Origin of the sequence: Caulobacter sp. DWR1-3-2b1 (assembly GCF_049895765.1) — a bacterium.
In the GTDB taxonomy this organism is placed as follows: domain Bacteria; phylum Pseudomonadota; class Alphaproteobacteria; order Caulobacterales; family Caulobacteraceae; genus Caulobacter.
This window is the reverse complement of sequence record NZ_JAFCSZ010000025.1, coordinates 1-12,041: the sequence shown is the minus strand read 5'-3', so window position 1 is coordinate 12,041 and position 12,041 is coordinate 1. Positions and strand designations below refer to the sequence as shown.

General features: G+C 66.2%; 14 protein-coding genes and 1 pseudogene. 8 read left to right on the top strand and 7 right to left on the bottom strand.

Translation table 11 applies throughout. The annotated features are described in order from the left end of the window. Nucleotides 1-18 precede the first annotated feature (18 nt). The gene (locus ACP69S_RS17630; RefSeq protein WP_425999462.1) at nucleotides 19-180 is read left to right on the top strand and encodes a hypothetical protein; all 162 of its coding nucleotides are present in this window, start codon (nucleotides 19-21) and stop codon (nucleotides 178-180) included. A 29-nt stretch (nucleotides 181-209) separates the two neighbouring features. Here the strand turns inward: ACP69S_RS17630 and ACP69S_RS17625 are convergent, their stop codons facing one another. Both ACP69S_RS17625 and ACP69S_RS17620 read right to left on the bottom strand, forming a co-directional pair. Continuing rightward, nucleotides 210-635: a SufE family protein gene (locus ACP69S_RS17625; protein ID WP_425999460.1), complete on the bottom strand. Its 426-nt coding sequence runs from the start codon at nucleotides 633-635 to the stop codon at nucleotides 210-212. Between the two features lie 38 nt (nucleotides 636-673). Further along, the gene (locus tag ACP69S_RS17620) at nucleotides 674-1,459 is read right to left on the bottom strand and encodes a sensor histidine kinase (protein ID WP_425999458.1); all 786 of its coding nucleotides are present in this window, start codon (nucleotides 1,457-1,459) and stop codon (nucleotides 674-676) included. A gap of 199 nt (nucleotides 1,460-1,658) precedes the next feature. Here ACP69S_RS17620 and ACP69S_RS17615 point away from each other — a divergent pair, with 199 nt between their 5' ends. Beyond that, the gene (locus ACP69S_RS17615) at nucleotides 1,659-3,419 is read left to right on the top strand and encodes a sensor histidine kinase (RefSeq protein ID WP_425999457.1); all 1,761 of its coding nucleotides are present in this window, start codon (nucleotides 1,659-1,661) and stop codon (nucleotides 3,417-3,419) included. A gap of 262 nt (nucleotides 3,420-3,681) precedes the next feature. Here ACP69S_RS17615 and ACP69S_RS17610 read toward each other — a convergent pair whose 3' ends face one another. After that, the gene (locus ACP69S_RS17610; RefSeq protein WP_425999455.1) at nucleotides 3,682-4,608 is read right to left on the bottom strand and encodes a hypothetical protein; all 927 of its coding nucleotides are present in this window, start codon (nucleotides 4,606-4,608) and stop codon (nucleotides 3,682-3,684) included. A gap of 123 nt (nucleotides 4,609-4,731) precedes the next feature. Here ACP69S_RS17610 and ACP69S_RS17605 point away from each other — a divergent pair, with 123 nt between their 5' ends. Then, nucleotides 4,732-5,061, top strand: a complete 330-nt coding sequence (locus ACP69S_RS17605) for a DUF1491 family protein (RefSeq protein ID WP_425999453.1) — start codon at nucleotides 4,732-4,734, stop codon at nucleotides 5,059-5,061. 142 nt (nucleotides 5,062-5,203) lie between these two features. Next, nucleotides 5,204-5,584 (top strand): hypothetical protein, encoded by a 381-nt coding sequence (locus ACP69S_RS17600; protein WP_425999451.1) that lies wholly within the window; start codon nucleotides 5,204-5,206, stop codon nucleotides 5,582-5,584. A 9-nt stretch (nucleotides 5,585-5,593) separates the two neighbouring features. On the opposite strand, the gene ACP69S_RS17595 is transcribed toward ACP69S_RS17600, so the two are convergent. Then, the gene (locus ACP69S_RS17595; RefSeq protein WP_425999449.1) at nucleotides 5,594-5,725 is read right to left on the bottom strand and encodes a hypothetical protein; all 132 of its coding nucleotides are present in this window, start codon (nucleotides 5,723-5,725) and stop codon (nucleotides 5,594-5,596) included. A gap of 153 nt (nucleotides 5,726-5,878) precedes the next feature. Here ACP69S_RS17595 and ACP69S_RS17590 point away from each other — a divergent pair, with 153 nt between their 5' ends. After that, the gene (locus tag ACP69S_RS17590) at nucleotides 5,879-7,498 is read left to right on the top strand and encodes a peptide chain release factor 3 (protein WP_425999447.1); all 1,620 of its coding nucleotides are present in this window, start codon (nucleotides 5,879-5,881) and stop codon (nucleotides 7,496-7,498) included. 104 nt (nucleotides 7,499-7,602) lie between these two features. Here the strand turns inward: ACP69S_RS17590 and ACP69S_RS17585 are convergent, their stop codons facing one another. Together ACP69S_RS17585 and ACP69S_RS17580 are read right to left on the bottom strand one after the other, a co-directional pair. Next, nucleotides 7,603-8,370, bottom strand: coding sequence for a class I SAM-dependent methyltransferase (locus ACP69S_RS17585; protein ID WP_425999445.1), 768 nt, complete (start codon nucleotides 8,368-8,370; stop codon nucleotides 7,603-7,605). Between the two features lie 224 nt (nucleotides 8,371-8,594). Next, nucleotides 8,595-9,071: a ribonuclease H gene (locus ACP69S_RS17580; RefSeq protein ID WP_425999443.1), complete on the bottom strand. Its 477-nt coding sequence runs from the start codon at nucleotides 9,069-9,071 to the stop codon at nucleotides 8,595-8,597. Between the two features lie 439 nt (nucleotides 9,072-9,510). Between ACP69S_RS17580 and ACP69S_RS17575 the strand changes: the two genes are divergently transcribed. The 3 genes from ACP69S_RS17575 to ACP69S_RS17565 all read left to right on the top strand — a co-directional run bounded on the left by ACP69S_RS17575 (nucleotide 9,511) and on the right by ACP69S_RS17565 (nucleotide 11,927). After that, complete coding sequence (locus tag ACP69S_RS17575; protein WP_425999441.1) at nucleotides 9,511-10,884, top strand: hypothetical protein; 1,374 nt, start codon at nucleotides 9,511-9,513, stop codon at nucleotides 10,882-10,884. 114 nt (nucleotides 10,885-10,998) lie between these two features. After that, entirely contained in the window at nucleotides 10,999-11,298 is a 300-nt protein-coding gene (locus ACP69S_RS17570) for a TonB family protein (RefSeq protein WP_425999439.1), read from the top strand. 86 nt (nucleotides 11,299-11,384) lie between these two features. After that, nucleotides 11,385-11,927 (top strand): lipocalin family protein, encoded by a 543-nt coding sequence (locus ACP69S_RS17565; RefSeq protein WP_425999438.1) that lies wholly within the window; start codon nucleotides 11,385-11,387, stop codon nucleotides 11,925-11,927. Here the strand turns inward: ACP69S_RS17565 and ACP69S_RS17560 are convergent. Continuing rightward, nucleotides 11,924-12,041: pseudogene (locus ACP69S_RS17560) on the bottom strand (IS481 family transposase); the annotation flags it as partial. The gene ACP69S_RS17565 and the pseudogene ACP69S_RS17560 overlap by 4 nt on opposite strands.

The window sequence follows — 12,041 nt, the reverse complement described above, 5'->3', positions numbered from 1 at the left end:
GTTGGTGGTTAAGCTGGCATGAGCATCCTGATCGTCATCATCATCGCCCTGGTCCTTCTCGGACTTGCCCTTTACGTCGTACAGCGGTCGCCGATTCCGTCGCCAGTGAACTGGATCATCCAGCTCCTTCTGGTGGTGGTCGCGATCCTATTCATCGGTAATCGCGCGGGCTTCTTCTAGGCTTTGGCTTAGCCCGCTAAAGCGCGTGCCTAGGCCGTCAAGGCCTGGGCGTCGCGCTGGATGCGGGCGACCATGGCCTTGAGCCCGTTCGAGCGCTGCGAGGACAGCGCCTCCGACAGGCCCAGCCTGTCGAGGGCCGCCTTGGCGTCGAAGGCCGCTATATCGCCCGCCGGCCGGCCCGAATAGAGCCGCAGCAGGATCGCGATCAGCCCGCTTACGATGTGAGCGTCGCTGTCGCCCCTGAAGCGGATCGTTTGGTCACCCTGCGGTTCGGTCACTAGCCAAACTTGGCTAGCGCAGCCGCGCACCTTGTTGGTTTCCGACCGTTCCGCGTCGCTGAGCGGCGCCAGGTCGCGACCAAGCTCGATCACATAGCGATAGCGCTCTTCCCAGTCCCCCAGCAGTTCGAACTCGTCGGCGAGTTCCTCAAGGGCGGCGTCGATGGGGCGTGTCATGGCCGCCACTTAGGGGCGCGGCCAGCCGCTTGCAAGCGTCAGCCTTCGGGCAGGGTGACTTGCGCGGTCAGGCCAGAGCCCCGCCTCGAGTTCAGGCGCAGGGCGCCGTTCATGGCCCGAGCCAGCAGATCGACGATCGGCAGGCCAAGACCCGCACCTTCACACGCCCGCGTAAGCGTGCAGCCGCCCTGTTCGAAAGGGCGCAGCAGGCGCGGCAAGTCATCGGGCTCGACGCCGGGTCCCTGATCGGCGATGGAAATCTCGACCAGCCCGCCCGGCAGCGTCTGGGCGAAGATGCAGACCTCTCCCCCGACCGGCGAATGCGTGATGGCGTTCTGCAGAAGATTGCCCAGCATGGTCCGCAAACCCCGGCTGTCGGCCAGAACCGCGGGCAAAACGCCGCGGCCCGGAACCGTGACGATCACCTGGCGCTGGGCGATTTCGCTCTTCAGCTGTTCGATGGTGTCGTCGATGGCCTCATCCAGACCTTCAGGGGCGAGATCCAGGTCGGTGACGTGGCCTTCAAGCCGAGCGATCTCGACGATCTGGTTGACCAGCTTCAGCAGCTTCAGGCCGCTGTCATGCACGATCTCGGCATATTCGCGGTACTGGGGCGAACCCAGCGGACCGTAGAGCTCGCGCGACAGGATCTCGGAAAAGCCGATGACGGCGTTTAGCGGCGTGCGGAGTTCGTGGCTGACCATGCGCAGGAAAGAGCGCTTGCGGTCGTCCAGCGCGGCCCGTCGACGTTCATGGGCCGCTGCGCGTCGCGCGGTCGATGCGTCGTAGTCGGGCGATGCGTATTGGGACGCCGGTTCAGGCATGCGATAAGCTCCCGGACGTTCTGTCCGCGTTTGTGCAGCCTCGACCTTGCCCCCAAGGCGCTTACGATTCCGTTTCCGTCCACAGCCCCTCCACCACGAATGATCGCTCGACGATTGAGCGGTCTGGAGGGATGGGCTCAGGCGCGTTAAGGTTTGACGACGGCGCTGCCCGTCGCTGCATTGAAAGAAGTCGCCCGGTTTGGAATTCGAATTGCTACCGGACCCGTTCAAGCCGCCCGTGCGCGCCGCGCAGGGGCTAAACCCAGCACGCGTATGGCGTATGGGCTGGCTGTCGGCGATCGGCATGGCGGCTTTCGCGACGGCTTTTCTACCGGGCGAGTTCAGCTGGCCTGTCTGGGCGGCGTTCCTGGCCGGCGCGGCGCCGGCCCTGCTGTCTCTACCCCTGTCAGGCGAAAACGTCCGCGAGGACGACCGCGTGCAGTCGATCCTGCTGGTTTTGTGGGCCGTGGGCGGATCTGTCGCAGCCGTGCTGACCGGCGGAGTGTCCGGCGCCATGGCCGCCTGGTGCCTGGCGCCTGTCGCCGCCGCCTCGACCTTGGTTTCGTCCCGTCGCCTCGCCGAAGGCGCCGCCCTGTCGCTGATCGGCGGCTGCGTGGCGGCTCTGACCCAGCTTTCGGGCCTGGCCCCGGCGGCGCCGACCGGCGCGCTGGCTTTCATTCTGGGCTTCCTGGCCCTGACCACCACCGGGCTTGGCTTGGCTTCGGGCCTGCTGATCGGCCACCGCCGCTTTGGCGCGCGTGACGTTCGCCATAGCGCCGAGATGGCCTCGCTGGACGTCATGCTCGACGGCCTGCCGCAACTGGCCATCGCTGTGACGACCAAGGGCCAGGTCACCGCCGTCCGTGGCGCGCCGCCTCTTGGTGTGACCATCGCCGACATCGTCAATCGCGGTCTGGCCGGCGCCGCCGCGCCGAATGATCGCCAGAAGGTGGGCGGCGCCATCGCCCAGGCCTTCCGCGAGGGCCAGGTCAGCCTGACCTTCAATCCCGCGCTTGGCTTGGAGCGGATTGTCGCCCTGGACCTGCACCGGGTCTCGCCGGTGATGCTGGTGGGCCTGCTCCGCGACGTCACCGTCGAGCGCAACCGCGAGACCTCGCTGGACCGCGCCCGCGCCGACGCCGAGGCCTTGGCCGCCGGTCGAGCCCGCTTCCTGGCCAATATGAGCCACGAGCTGCGCACGCCGCTGAACGCCATCATGGGCTTCTCGGATATCATGCGCTCGCGGATGTTTGGCCCGCTGACCGACCGGTATGGCGAGTATGCGGAGCTGATCCACGAGAGCGGCGGTCACCTGCTGGACTTGATCAACGACGTGCTCGACATGTCCAAGATCGAAGCCGAGCGCTTCGAGCTGTCGCGAGGCGTGTTCGACGCCCGCGAGGCGATGACGGCGGCCATGCGGCTGATGCGTGTCCAGGCCGACGGGGCCGGCGTGCAACTCCGCGGCGTGCTGCCGCCCAACGACCTGGAGGTCGACGCCGACCGCCGGGCGCTGAAGCAGATCGTGCTGAACCTGATCTCCAACGCCCTGAAGTTCACCCCGCGCGGCGGTCAGGTGACGGTTACGGCCGACGGCTATGACGGCGTGCTTGAGATTGTGGTCGCCGACACCGGCGTCGGCATTAGCCCCGAAGACCTGGAGCGCCTGGGCCGGCCCTACGAACAGGCTGGCGGCGCCGATCAACGCGCCATGGGCACGGGGCTGGGCCTGTCGCTGGTGCGGGCCTTCGCCAAGCTGCATGGCGGCGAGATGCATATCGAAAGCCGGATGGGCGCGGGCACCAGCGTTTCGGTGCGCCTGCCGGTGCTGCTGGCCCCGCTGAAGGCGCCGACCCCGCCGGTTGAGCCCCCGGCCGAATCGGAAGCTGCGACGCCCGCGCCGGAGGCCGAGCCGCCGGCCAGTCTGGGCGACAACGTCATCGCCTTCGCGCCGCGCTAGAGCCCTTTCCGACCTGATGGCTTCATCAGGGTCGGGCGAAAACGGCGCTAAATCAAAAGTTTAGAGCATTTTTCGATCCGATAACCGTTTCACACTTATCGGAAAATGCTCTAGGGTTGGCTCGGCCCTTTGCAAAACGCTCGCGACTGAAAGTCCGGTTGCGGCTGCGGCGCCGATGGTGAACTTCGACCCTTCCCGGACCTAAAAACCCCTCTTTCAAAGAGAGGGGGGTTTTCGCGCTGTTGTTCAGGCCCGCCTGCAGCTACCGCAGGAACGCCCGCCCCGCCGCGAAATCCCCGACCTCGACATAGGCCTTGCGCACCACGTCGCCGCCATTGCGGCCGGCGAACGTGAATTCGATGGTCACCGCCTCGCGCGGATCCAACCTCGACATGGCGTCGGCAGTCGCGACCGGGAAGCGAAAGCCCAGCCCTGTCTTCGCGCCGGTAGGCAGCAGGGTAAGCGCCGCCTGTTCGCGGGTCTCGGCGTTGAACACCTGACTGGCCGAGCGCGGTGCGACCTTGGCCGACAGGCTGCGGCCGCCGCGCGCGTCGATATAGGGGCCCTGGGTGCGGGCGGGATCGCGCATCACCACCCGGGCCGCATAGGGTTGGACGCCGTCGGAGAAGGTCACCACGGCGGTGACGGCCTTGCTGCGGCCGGCGAGGCCGAAGATCAGGCGGTCGGCGCCAAAGCTGCTGGGCTGCGACAGCCGCCAGAACGGAATGGTCGCCGAAACCGCACGCTCGGCCTGCCAGGTCGCCACATCGCCCGGATAGGTCATTTTCTGCAGGGTCGCATAGGCCTCGAAGGCCTTGCGAACCCTGTCGGCGGCGGTGGTCAGATCCTTTGAATTGCACGATGCGGCGCCGGCCTTGGCGCGCGCTCGGCCTTCCAGCGCTTCGACCTGGGTTTGGGTCGCGCCCGAGCGCAGGGTCGCGCCGCGCGCCTGGGCCCGTGACGCATCGAGCGCCGAGCCGATGGTGGGCGCAAACAGCCGGCAGCGGCCGTCGGCGGCCGTCATCAGGGTGCGCTCGTAGAGTTGGTCGGCGGCGTTGGCGGCGAACAGAACGCCGGGCGACGCAAGACACGCCGCGCCGGCCAAGAGTCCCATCCACCGCGCCGAGCGACCTTTAAGGGCGGTCGCAAAGCGCGATAGCCGAAAGTGGAAGCCGGTTTCGGCGGCCATCGCGCTTTTCTCTCTTGGAAGCTGAGCCTGTTCGAAAAGAACAGGCTCGGGGCAGTCGTTTTCTTGTATGCTTCGAGACTTGGAGGGCCACCGTAAAGGCCTCGTGGTTGCGGTTCGGTTAGCATGCTTCTGTCGACGGATATCTGGGTGGGCGCGCTGATCCGCCGGGCGGAACTGGCAGGCGGCTTCGCCACCGTGGCCCGCAAGGGCGACGCCAAGGCCGGGGCGGTTCTGGTCAAGGCCGTCGACCGCCGCGAGAACAAGGCCCGCCTGTTCGCCGAAGCGACGCGGGGCGATGGCGAACGCTTCTGGATGCAGCCGACCAAGTCGGATTTCGAGCCCGACCTGGACGCCTATGCCGAACGCGCCGCCCGCATTGATCCGGACATCTGGGTCATCGAGATCGAGGACCGCGATGGCCGTCACTTCCTGACCGAGGCGGTCGAGGAATAGGTCCAGGCGCTTACCGCGCCGCGAGCTTCCTGTGGAAAGCTCTACTTCTACGTTGCGTTAACCGCGCTCCTACACCGGAATTAAAGCTCGTTGCGGCAATCTCTGGGCTTCCAAGCGTCTCCAGAGTTTTTGCCCGACCGCCATGCTTTTCCTGATGAACGATGTCGTTTTCAGCTTTGACGCGGGCGAACTGGCCCCGCCGATAGCGCGTGACCGCTTCGCGAAACTGTCGCTGAACTATGTGAGCGAGCTGGGGCGGGAACTCTATGCGCAAGAGCCGCTACTGCACATGAAAGATGTCGAGCGCGCCATGCGTCTGGCCTCGCTCATCCTCTCCAAGGCTCCGGATATCAATGCGGCTCTGTTCATTGCGCCAGGTCGCGGCTGCCTGGTCGATCAGGTTCAGGTGCGCTACGCCCAGATCGGGCTGGAAGTCATGGGCGCTCTGCTGACGCGCCAGAAGGCCGGGTCGCTGACCAATATCGAGGCCGACCGCCAAGTCTGGCGTCGCCTCGCGGCTTGAGAAACCGTTCTAGATCAGCGCAATCAGCCATTTGAGGGCGACCGCCGTGGCGATCAGACCGGCGATGGTGATCGTCATGCAAAGGGCGCTGCCTTCGGCGCTGGGGGCGCGCGAACCGCGATGATCGTCCCAGAGAGCCATCTTCGTTTCCTCGACATGCGCGGCGCTCTCAAGGGCGTCGCGTTCATGACAGAAATGAGCATGCCTCCATTTCCGTGGCTCGCACAGGGGTATTTTGGTCGCTGACAAGACGCCGAAGGTGACAAAAACGGCGAGGGGGGATAGGTCCCCCGGATGAGCACTTCCCCCGCAGCCCCCCTCTCTCCAGCCTTTCAGGCCGCCCGTCGGCGCACCTTCGCCATCATCAGCCATCCTGACGCCGGCAAGACGACCCTGACCGAGAACCTGCTGCTGGCCGGGGGCGCGATCCGCGCGGCCGGCGCGGTGCGCGCGCGCGGCCAGACCCGCCGCACCCAGTCGGACTGGATGAAGATCGAGCGCGAGCGGGGGATCTCGGTCTCGGCCTCGGTGATGACGTTCGACCACGACGGTCTGATGTTCAACCTGCTCGACACGCCAGGCCACGAAGACTTTTCGGAAGACACCTATCGCACCCTGACGGCCGCCGACGCGGCGATCATGGTGCTGGACGCCGCCAAGGGCATCGAGCCCCAGACCCTGAAGCTTTTCGAGGTGTGCCGCCTGCGCGACATCCCGATCATCACCTTCATCAACAAGATGGACCGCGAGGCCCAGGACCCGTTCGAGCTTCTGGACGAGGTCTCGTCCAAGCTGGCCCTCGACCCCGCGCCGCTTTATTGGCCGGCCGGTTCGGGCGGGCGGTTCAAGGGCATGCTGGACCTGCGCAAGCAGACTTTCATCCCCTACGCCAAGAAGAGCTCGACCGACGATGACGGCCATCCGGCCCCAATAGCCCTGAACTCCAACGCCATCAGCCGCTTTCTCGACCCCGAGGAGCAGGCCGAGGTCGAGGAGGGCGCCATGCTGGTTTCCGAGGCCGCCAAGCCGTTCGATGTGAAGTCGTTCCTGGAAGGCCACATGACGCCGGTGTTCTTCGGCTCGGCCCTGCGCCATTTCGGCGTTTCGGAGCTGCTGGCCGGCATCGGCGCCTACGCCCCGCCGCCACATCCGGCCCGGGCCATGCGCGCGGGCGTCGAGACCCACGTCGCCCCCGGTGACGCCGAGGTTTCGGGTTTCGTGTTCAAGGTCCAGGCGAACATGGACCCCAATCACCGTGACCGGATCGCCTTCCTGCGCCTGACCAGCGGCCGCTTCACGCGCGGCATGAAGCTGAAAGCCCAGAACACCGGCAAGTCGATGAGCGTCAACGCGCCGGTGATGTTCTTTGCCAGCGACCGCGAACTGGCCGAGGACGCCTATGCCGGCGACGTGATCGGCATTCCCAACCACGGCGTGTTGCGGGTGGGCGACAGCCTGTCGGAAGCCGGCCTGCTGCGCTTCGCCGGCTTGCCCAACTTCGCGCCCGAAATCCTGCGCCGCGTGCGGGTCAAGGATCCGCTGAAGGCCAAGCACTTGAAGAAGGCGCTGGAGGGTCTGGCCGAGGAAGGCGTCACCCAGCTGTTCCGCCCGATGCTGGGCAGCTCCGACTTCATCGTCGGCGCCGTGGGCCAGCTGCAGTTCGAGGTCATGGCCGACCGGCTGGGCGGCGAATACGCCCTGGACGTGATCTTCGAAGCCTCGCCCTATGCTGAGGCCCGCTGGATGAGCGGGACCCGCGCCGACGTCGAGGACTTCCAGGACAAGCACAAGACCGCCATGGCCACCGACATCGACGACCAGCCGGTGTTCCTGGGCAAGTCGTCCTGGGAGATCGGCTATGTCGCCGAGAAGTTCTCCAAGATCCGGTTCGAGCGGACACGCGAACGGGGGTGACCGCCACCCTCGCCACCAGCAGCTGGGCGCGCTGATCGCCGCCCTGTCGTCAATGACCAGGATCCCCCCGCTGCGCTAGGTCGGGCGGGCGTCAGGCCACGGACTTATGGCTTGCGTAACACCACGTACATGCCGGTAGTGAAGTAGGGCTCCAGCCCCGGGATCTTCGACAGCAGGGCAAAGACGTCCATGGCGCGCTGTCTCAGCCCGCCTTCGGTCGGATTAATGCGCAGGCTTTCCGCCACCAGGCCCGAGTTGGCGAAGGCGTGGCGGAAGTCGGCCGGCTTAAAGCCGTTGTAGCCACACTCGGCCAGGGTGGTGACGTTCTCGTCGTTGGCTTGGTTGAAGGCCGCGATCACGCGCTCGCGGCCGGCGATCAGATGCAGCCAAGGGAGGCGCACCTTGGCGCGCAGCTCGCCGTGGTCGCCGAACGGGCTGTGATACAGCGGGGAAAAGCCGATATAGGCCTTGCCGCCCGGGCGCAGCAGGCGATGAAACGACTCTAGCACGCCCTGGATATCGGTTATGTGCTCGAAGGTGTTCTGCGAGACGATGACATCAAAACGAGCTTGGCCGGTCATCTCATTGGTTGGGGTCGAGTCGAACGTGGCGTTGGTCAGCTGCGGGAAACGCTGGGCCAGCTTCTTCGCACCCCACTCGACGCGAGGCTGCCAGATATCGACGCCCAGCACGCTTTTTGCGCCCGCCAGTGCAATGTCGGCGGTCAGGAAGCCGAGACCAGAGCCGACCTCGAGCACGTCGAGGCCGGTGAAGTCGGGCTTCATGCCTAGGCGCCGCCACAGGTTGCCGGTTGCCGACAGACCAATTTCGAAAGCCTCGTCGACGTCAAAGTTCTGGTGGTCCTGAAGCATAGCGGTCCCCTTTTCCGGAACCTTGTGCATTAGAATTACTTGCCAGATCGCTGGCAAACATCGTTTTCTAGAGGTTAACGTCGGGCTCCCGTTCGGGCCAAAAGGTATTCGAGGTCGAGCTGGCGGCAGGCCGGCGTTCGAAGCTTCGGCGCGCGACGCCGGATTGTGGCTATCCTCTCCACTTGCCGGTCAAAACGGCGAAGGCGCAAACCTTCGCCCTGGTTCTAGCTCGGGAACTTCAGCAGGTTCGGCTTGGGGATGGCGGCCTTGAAGCTGCCGCGGGTCTTGGACGTGTCCAGACCGAAGTCGGCCCAGGCGGCCAGGAAGCCGGCGGCCGGGGCGTTGGCGGGCAGGGGCGCGAGGTTCAGTACGGGGCGTGCGGCGACGGCGGCGCGGGCCGCCGCCCAGACCTCCGGCTCGGCCGTCGCATAGGCGCCGTCGGCGGCGACCAGTTCGGACGCCAGCGCGGGATCTTCGAAATACAGGGTCACAGCGGTGTCGGCGGGCAGGCCCGCCAGGCTGGCCAAAGCCTCGGTCAGCGCCGTCAGGGACATCCGCGCGGCGCTTGTCCGGCGCTCGCCGCCGGCTGCGCCCTTGATCCCCTCGGGACCGGGCTGGCTCTGGTTTCGCCGCACGAAACACCAGCCGCCATAGCCCGGATCCGGACGGCACAGGCTGGCGGTCCAAACGATGACGGTCATGGCGGGGTCCCTCGTGGCGGGTTCGACTTCTAGCCTGTTTCGCGGGCGAGGGGAGTGGCGTGCGCCACGTCCTCGCAAGCGCAAGGCGCCGAAAGTACAACCTCGCAGGAGACGATTTCGGAACGAATGGTAAACCGGGTCTTAAATTTAATGGTTAACGTCATTTTCGTATTGATGAACGTTGTTCTAACAACGTTGGTTTATGGCGACCCCAAAAGCGAAGCCACGAAGGCAAGAACTGTGCCAAATCGGGTCGGAACTCCTCGATTTGGCTGCGCGACGCTCACTTTCTTAGGGCGCCGGAAATATTTATGGTTAACGCGCCGTAAACACCTATTAACCACTTGTTAAGTCCGTTGGCTCCGGCTTTGCTCCTGATGCGTTGAACCCCTGCCGGACGTCCCGGTCTGGGACGGTCCGTGTGCGGAGATACGCGTCGATGTTCGAGTTCGGTCGTGATCTGAAACGTCTCTTTGGTGTCGACACCGGCGCTGACTCCAAGTCCGCGCATCGCGAAGGCCTGACCGGCGGCGACACCTCGCTGCTCGAGCTTCTCGACATCAGGCTGCTGACCAACGAAGCCCGCTCGGCCGATGTGGCCGCAGGCCGGATCGGGACCAAGGATCGTGGCGCGCGCCTTCTGGAAGCCGCCGTGGTCTGGCGCGAACTGGCCCGCCGGTCCGGCGACGCCGCCGCCCTGCGCAAGGCTGCTTCGCACGCCGAGGCTGCGGGCAAGATCTTCGAAAGCGAACGCCGGCTGGAGGCCCTGGCCTCGACCCGCTGCGAGCAAGCCGTCCTGGCCATCCTGGGCGCTGACCTGTTCGGAGACGAGGGCCTGAACGCCGCCGCCGGCGCCGCACTGACCCTGGCGCGCACCGTCCCGGGACAGCGCTGCGGTTTGGCCATGGCCCTGGTGGCCGGTCTCGACGGCCGCGCGGGCCTGGCCGAGAACAATATCGACCGGGCTCTGGCCGCCGTGCAGGGCTATGACGCGCCGCTGAAGGCCCTGGCCGCCGCCAAGCAGATCAAGGGCGGCCCGGCCCGGCTGCTGCTGGCCGACCAGCGCGCCGCGCGCATCGAACTGATCCTGACCTGTGGCGCGCGTCTGAAGGATCGCGCCCTGACCCAGCTGGCGGTCACCGAGGCGACCACGGCCGCCGCCGCTCTCGATCCCGATTTCGAGCCTCTGGCCTGGTCGCGGCTGGAAGGCCTGCGCGGCTCGGCCCTGGTGCAGCTGGGCGAGCTGGACGGCGAACTGGCCCTGATCGCCGAGGGCGTCGAGGCCCTGACCTCGGCGCTGGAGCCGCTGGCGATGGACCACAGCCCGATGGACTGGGCGCGCGCCCAGGCGTCGCTCGGAATGGGCCTGCAGGCGATCGGCGAGGCCACCACCTCCGACCGCGCCTTCGAACAGGCCGTTACCTGCTACGATCGCGCCACTCAGGTGTTGAAGGTCCAGCCGGCCTTGGCCCTGCGCGCCGTGGTCGCCAACAACCGCGCCCTCAGCCTGGCGCGCTGCGCCGAACTGACCGCCGATCTGGCGGTGCTCGACGCCGCCGAAATGGCCTTCAAGACCGAGCTGTCAGCCCAGCCCGGCGCGCGCGATCCAGCCTCGTGGGCTGTGGCCCAGATGAACCTGGCGCGACTTTACGAAGCCCGGGTCGAGATCACCGGTCGCGACGACGGACGGCTGGACCGTGCCGCCGTGGCGCTGGCCTGCGCGTTCGACGTGTTCTCCGAACTGGGCCTGCGGTCGCTGACCGACCTGGCGGCACAGGGGCTGCATCGGTTGAAGGCGGCTCACGCCCACTGACCCGGATCGGGACACCGATCCACCTCAAGAAGGGGGGGCAGGGTCGCCCGTCGAAACAAAGGTCGGCGCATCGCCAAGGCGAGGCAGCCGGTCAGTAATAACAGGGACGAAATCGTGATTGCTTCGCTTGTTCTCGCCGCCGCTCTCTCCAACGCCGCTCCGGCCCAAGCCGCTTCCAACCTGCTGGTCCCGGCCTCACAGCCGCGCGATGCCGTCGCCATCCTCAACTGCCTGGTCAAGGCCGACGGCCACCTGACGGCCTGCACCGTCGAAGGCGAAAGCTCGCCGGAACTTGGCGTCGGCGACGCCGCCCTGAAGATGGCCGCCCAGTTTCAGGTCGACCTGCTGGGTCCCGACGGCAAGAGCCGCGCGGGCTCGTATGTGCAGGTGCCGGTGCGTATCCGTATCCGTTAAGGCGCCAAGCCGGCGGACGGCCCCCAGCCGGCCGAGCATCCATCAAGCGCATTGAGCCGTATCTGTAGTACCAGACGGAGATGTCCATGCGCGCCTTGCTAATCGCTTCGAGCCTGTTCGCCCTCGCAGGCTGCGCCACGACCGGCGCCAAAACCAGTCTCCTGCATCCCGCCACGATGATCGACGCAGGACGGTTCTACACCGGCACATGGTATGAGATTGGCCGGCGACCCATGTCGCTCACGGACGGCTGCGTTGCGGGCGGCACCACCTACACGCCCCAAGGCGGCGTCAAGGTGAAGGTGCTGGACTTCTGCCGCGATGGCTCGCCAACGGGCAAGCTCAAGACGATCGGCGGCCCGGCGCACATCGTCGATCCGGGGACAAACGCCAAGCTCCATGTCAGCTACCGCGTCTTCGGCGTTATCCGCATCCCGCGCGACTACTGGGTGCTGGAGCGGGCGGAGGACTACAGCTGGTTCATCTCGGCCGACCCGAGCTTCCATGACCTGTGGATCTACACGCGCAACCCGCGGCCCAGTCAGGCCGAGATCGCTCCGCTGGTCGCGCGAGCCAAGGCGTTGGGCTATGACACCAGCCTGCTGGAATTCCCAGCCACGGGGTCCTAGATGTTTGGTCCCGGACTTTGATGGGTTGGATCGACGTTGAATCTGTCGGGCTCTTTTGTCCAGATTTTGCAGATGTATTCGTATGGGGTCAGGCCGTTGAGGGTCTTCAGACGG

Excerpts from the sequence above, each read along its gene's own strand:
- ACP69S_RS17630 (WP_425999462.1), top strand. The coding sequence starts at position 19 with ATGAGCATCCTGATCGTCATCATCATCGCCCTGGTCCTTCTCGGACTT.
- ACP69S_RS17625 (WP_425999460.1), bottom strand. The coding sequence starts at position 635 with ATGACACGCCCCATCGACGCCGCCCTTGAGGAACTCGCCGACGAGTTC.
- ACP69S_RS17620 (WP_425999458.1), bottom strand. The coding sequence starts at position 1,459 with ATGCCTGAACCGGCGTCCCAATACGCATCGCCCGACTACGACGCATCG.
- ACP69S_RS17610 (WP_425999455.1), bottom strand. The coding sequence starts at position 4,608 with ATGGCCGCCGAAACCGGCTTCCACTTTCGGCTATCGCGCTTTGCGACC.
- ACP69S_RS17605 (WP_425999453.1), top strand. The coding sequence starts at position 4,732 with ATGCTTCTGTCGACGGATATCTGGGTGGGCGCGCTGATCCGCCGGGCG.
- ACP69S_RS17600 (WP_425999451.1), top strand. The coding sequence starts at position 5,204 with ATGCTTTTCCTGATGAACGATGTCGTTTTCAGCTTTGACGCGGGCGAA.
- ACP69S_RS17595 (WP_425999449.1), bottom strand. The coding sequence starts at position 5,725 with ATGGCTCTCTGGGACGATCATCGCGGTTCGCGCGCCCCCAGCGCCGAA.
- ACP69S_RS17590 (WP_425999447.1), top strand. The coding sequence starts at position 5,879 with ATGAGCACTTCCCCCGCAGCCCCCCTCTCTCCAGCCTTTCAGGCCGCC.
- ACP69S_RS17585 (WP_425999445.1), bottom strand. The coding sequence starts at position 8,370 with ATGCTTCAGGACCACCAGAACTTTGACGTCGACGAGGCTTTCGAAATT.
- ACP69S_RS17580 (WP_425999443.1), bottom strand. The coding sequence starts at position 9,071 with ATGACCGTCATCGTTTGGACCGCCAGCCTGTGCCGTCCGGATCCGGGC.
- ACP69S_RS17575 (WP_425999441.1), top strand. The coding sequence starts at position 9,511 with ATGTTCGAGTTCGGTCGTGATCTGAAACGTCTCTTTGGTGTCGACACC.
- ACP69S_RS17565 (WP_425999438.1), top strand. The coding sequence starts at position 11,385 with ATGCGCGCCTTGCTAATCGCTTCGAGCCTGTTCGCCCTCGCAGGCTGC.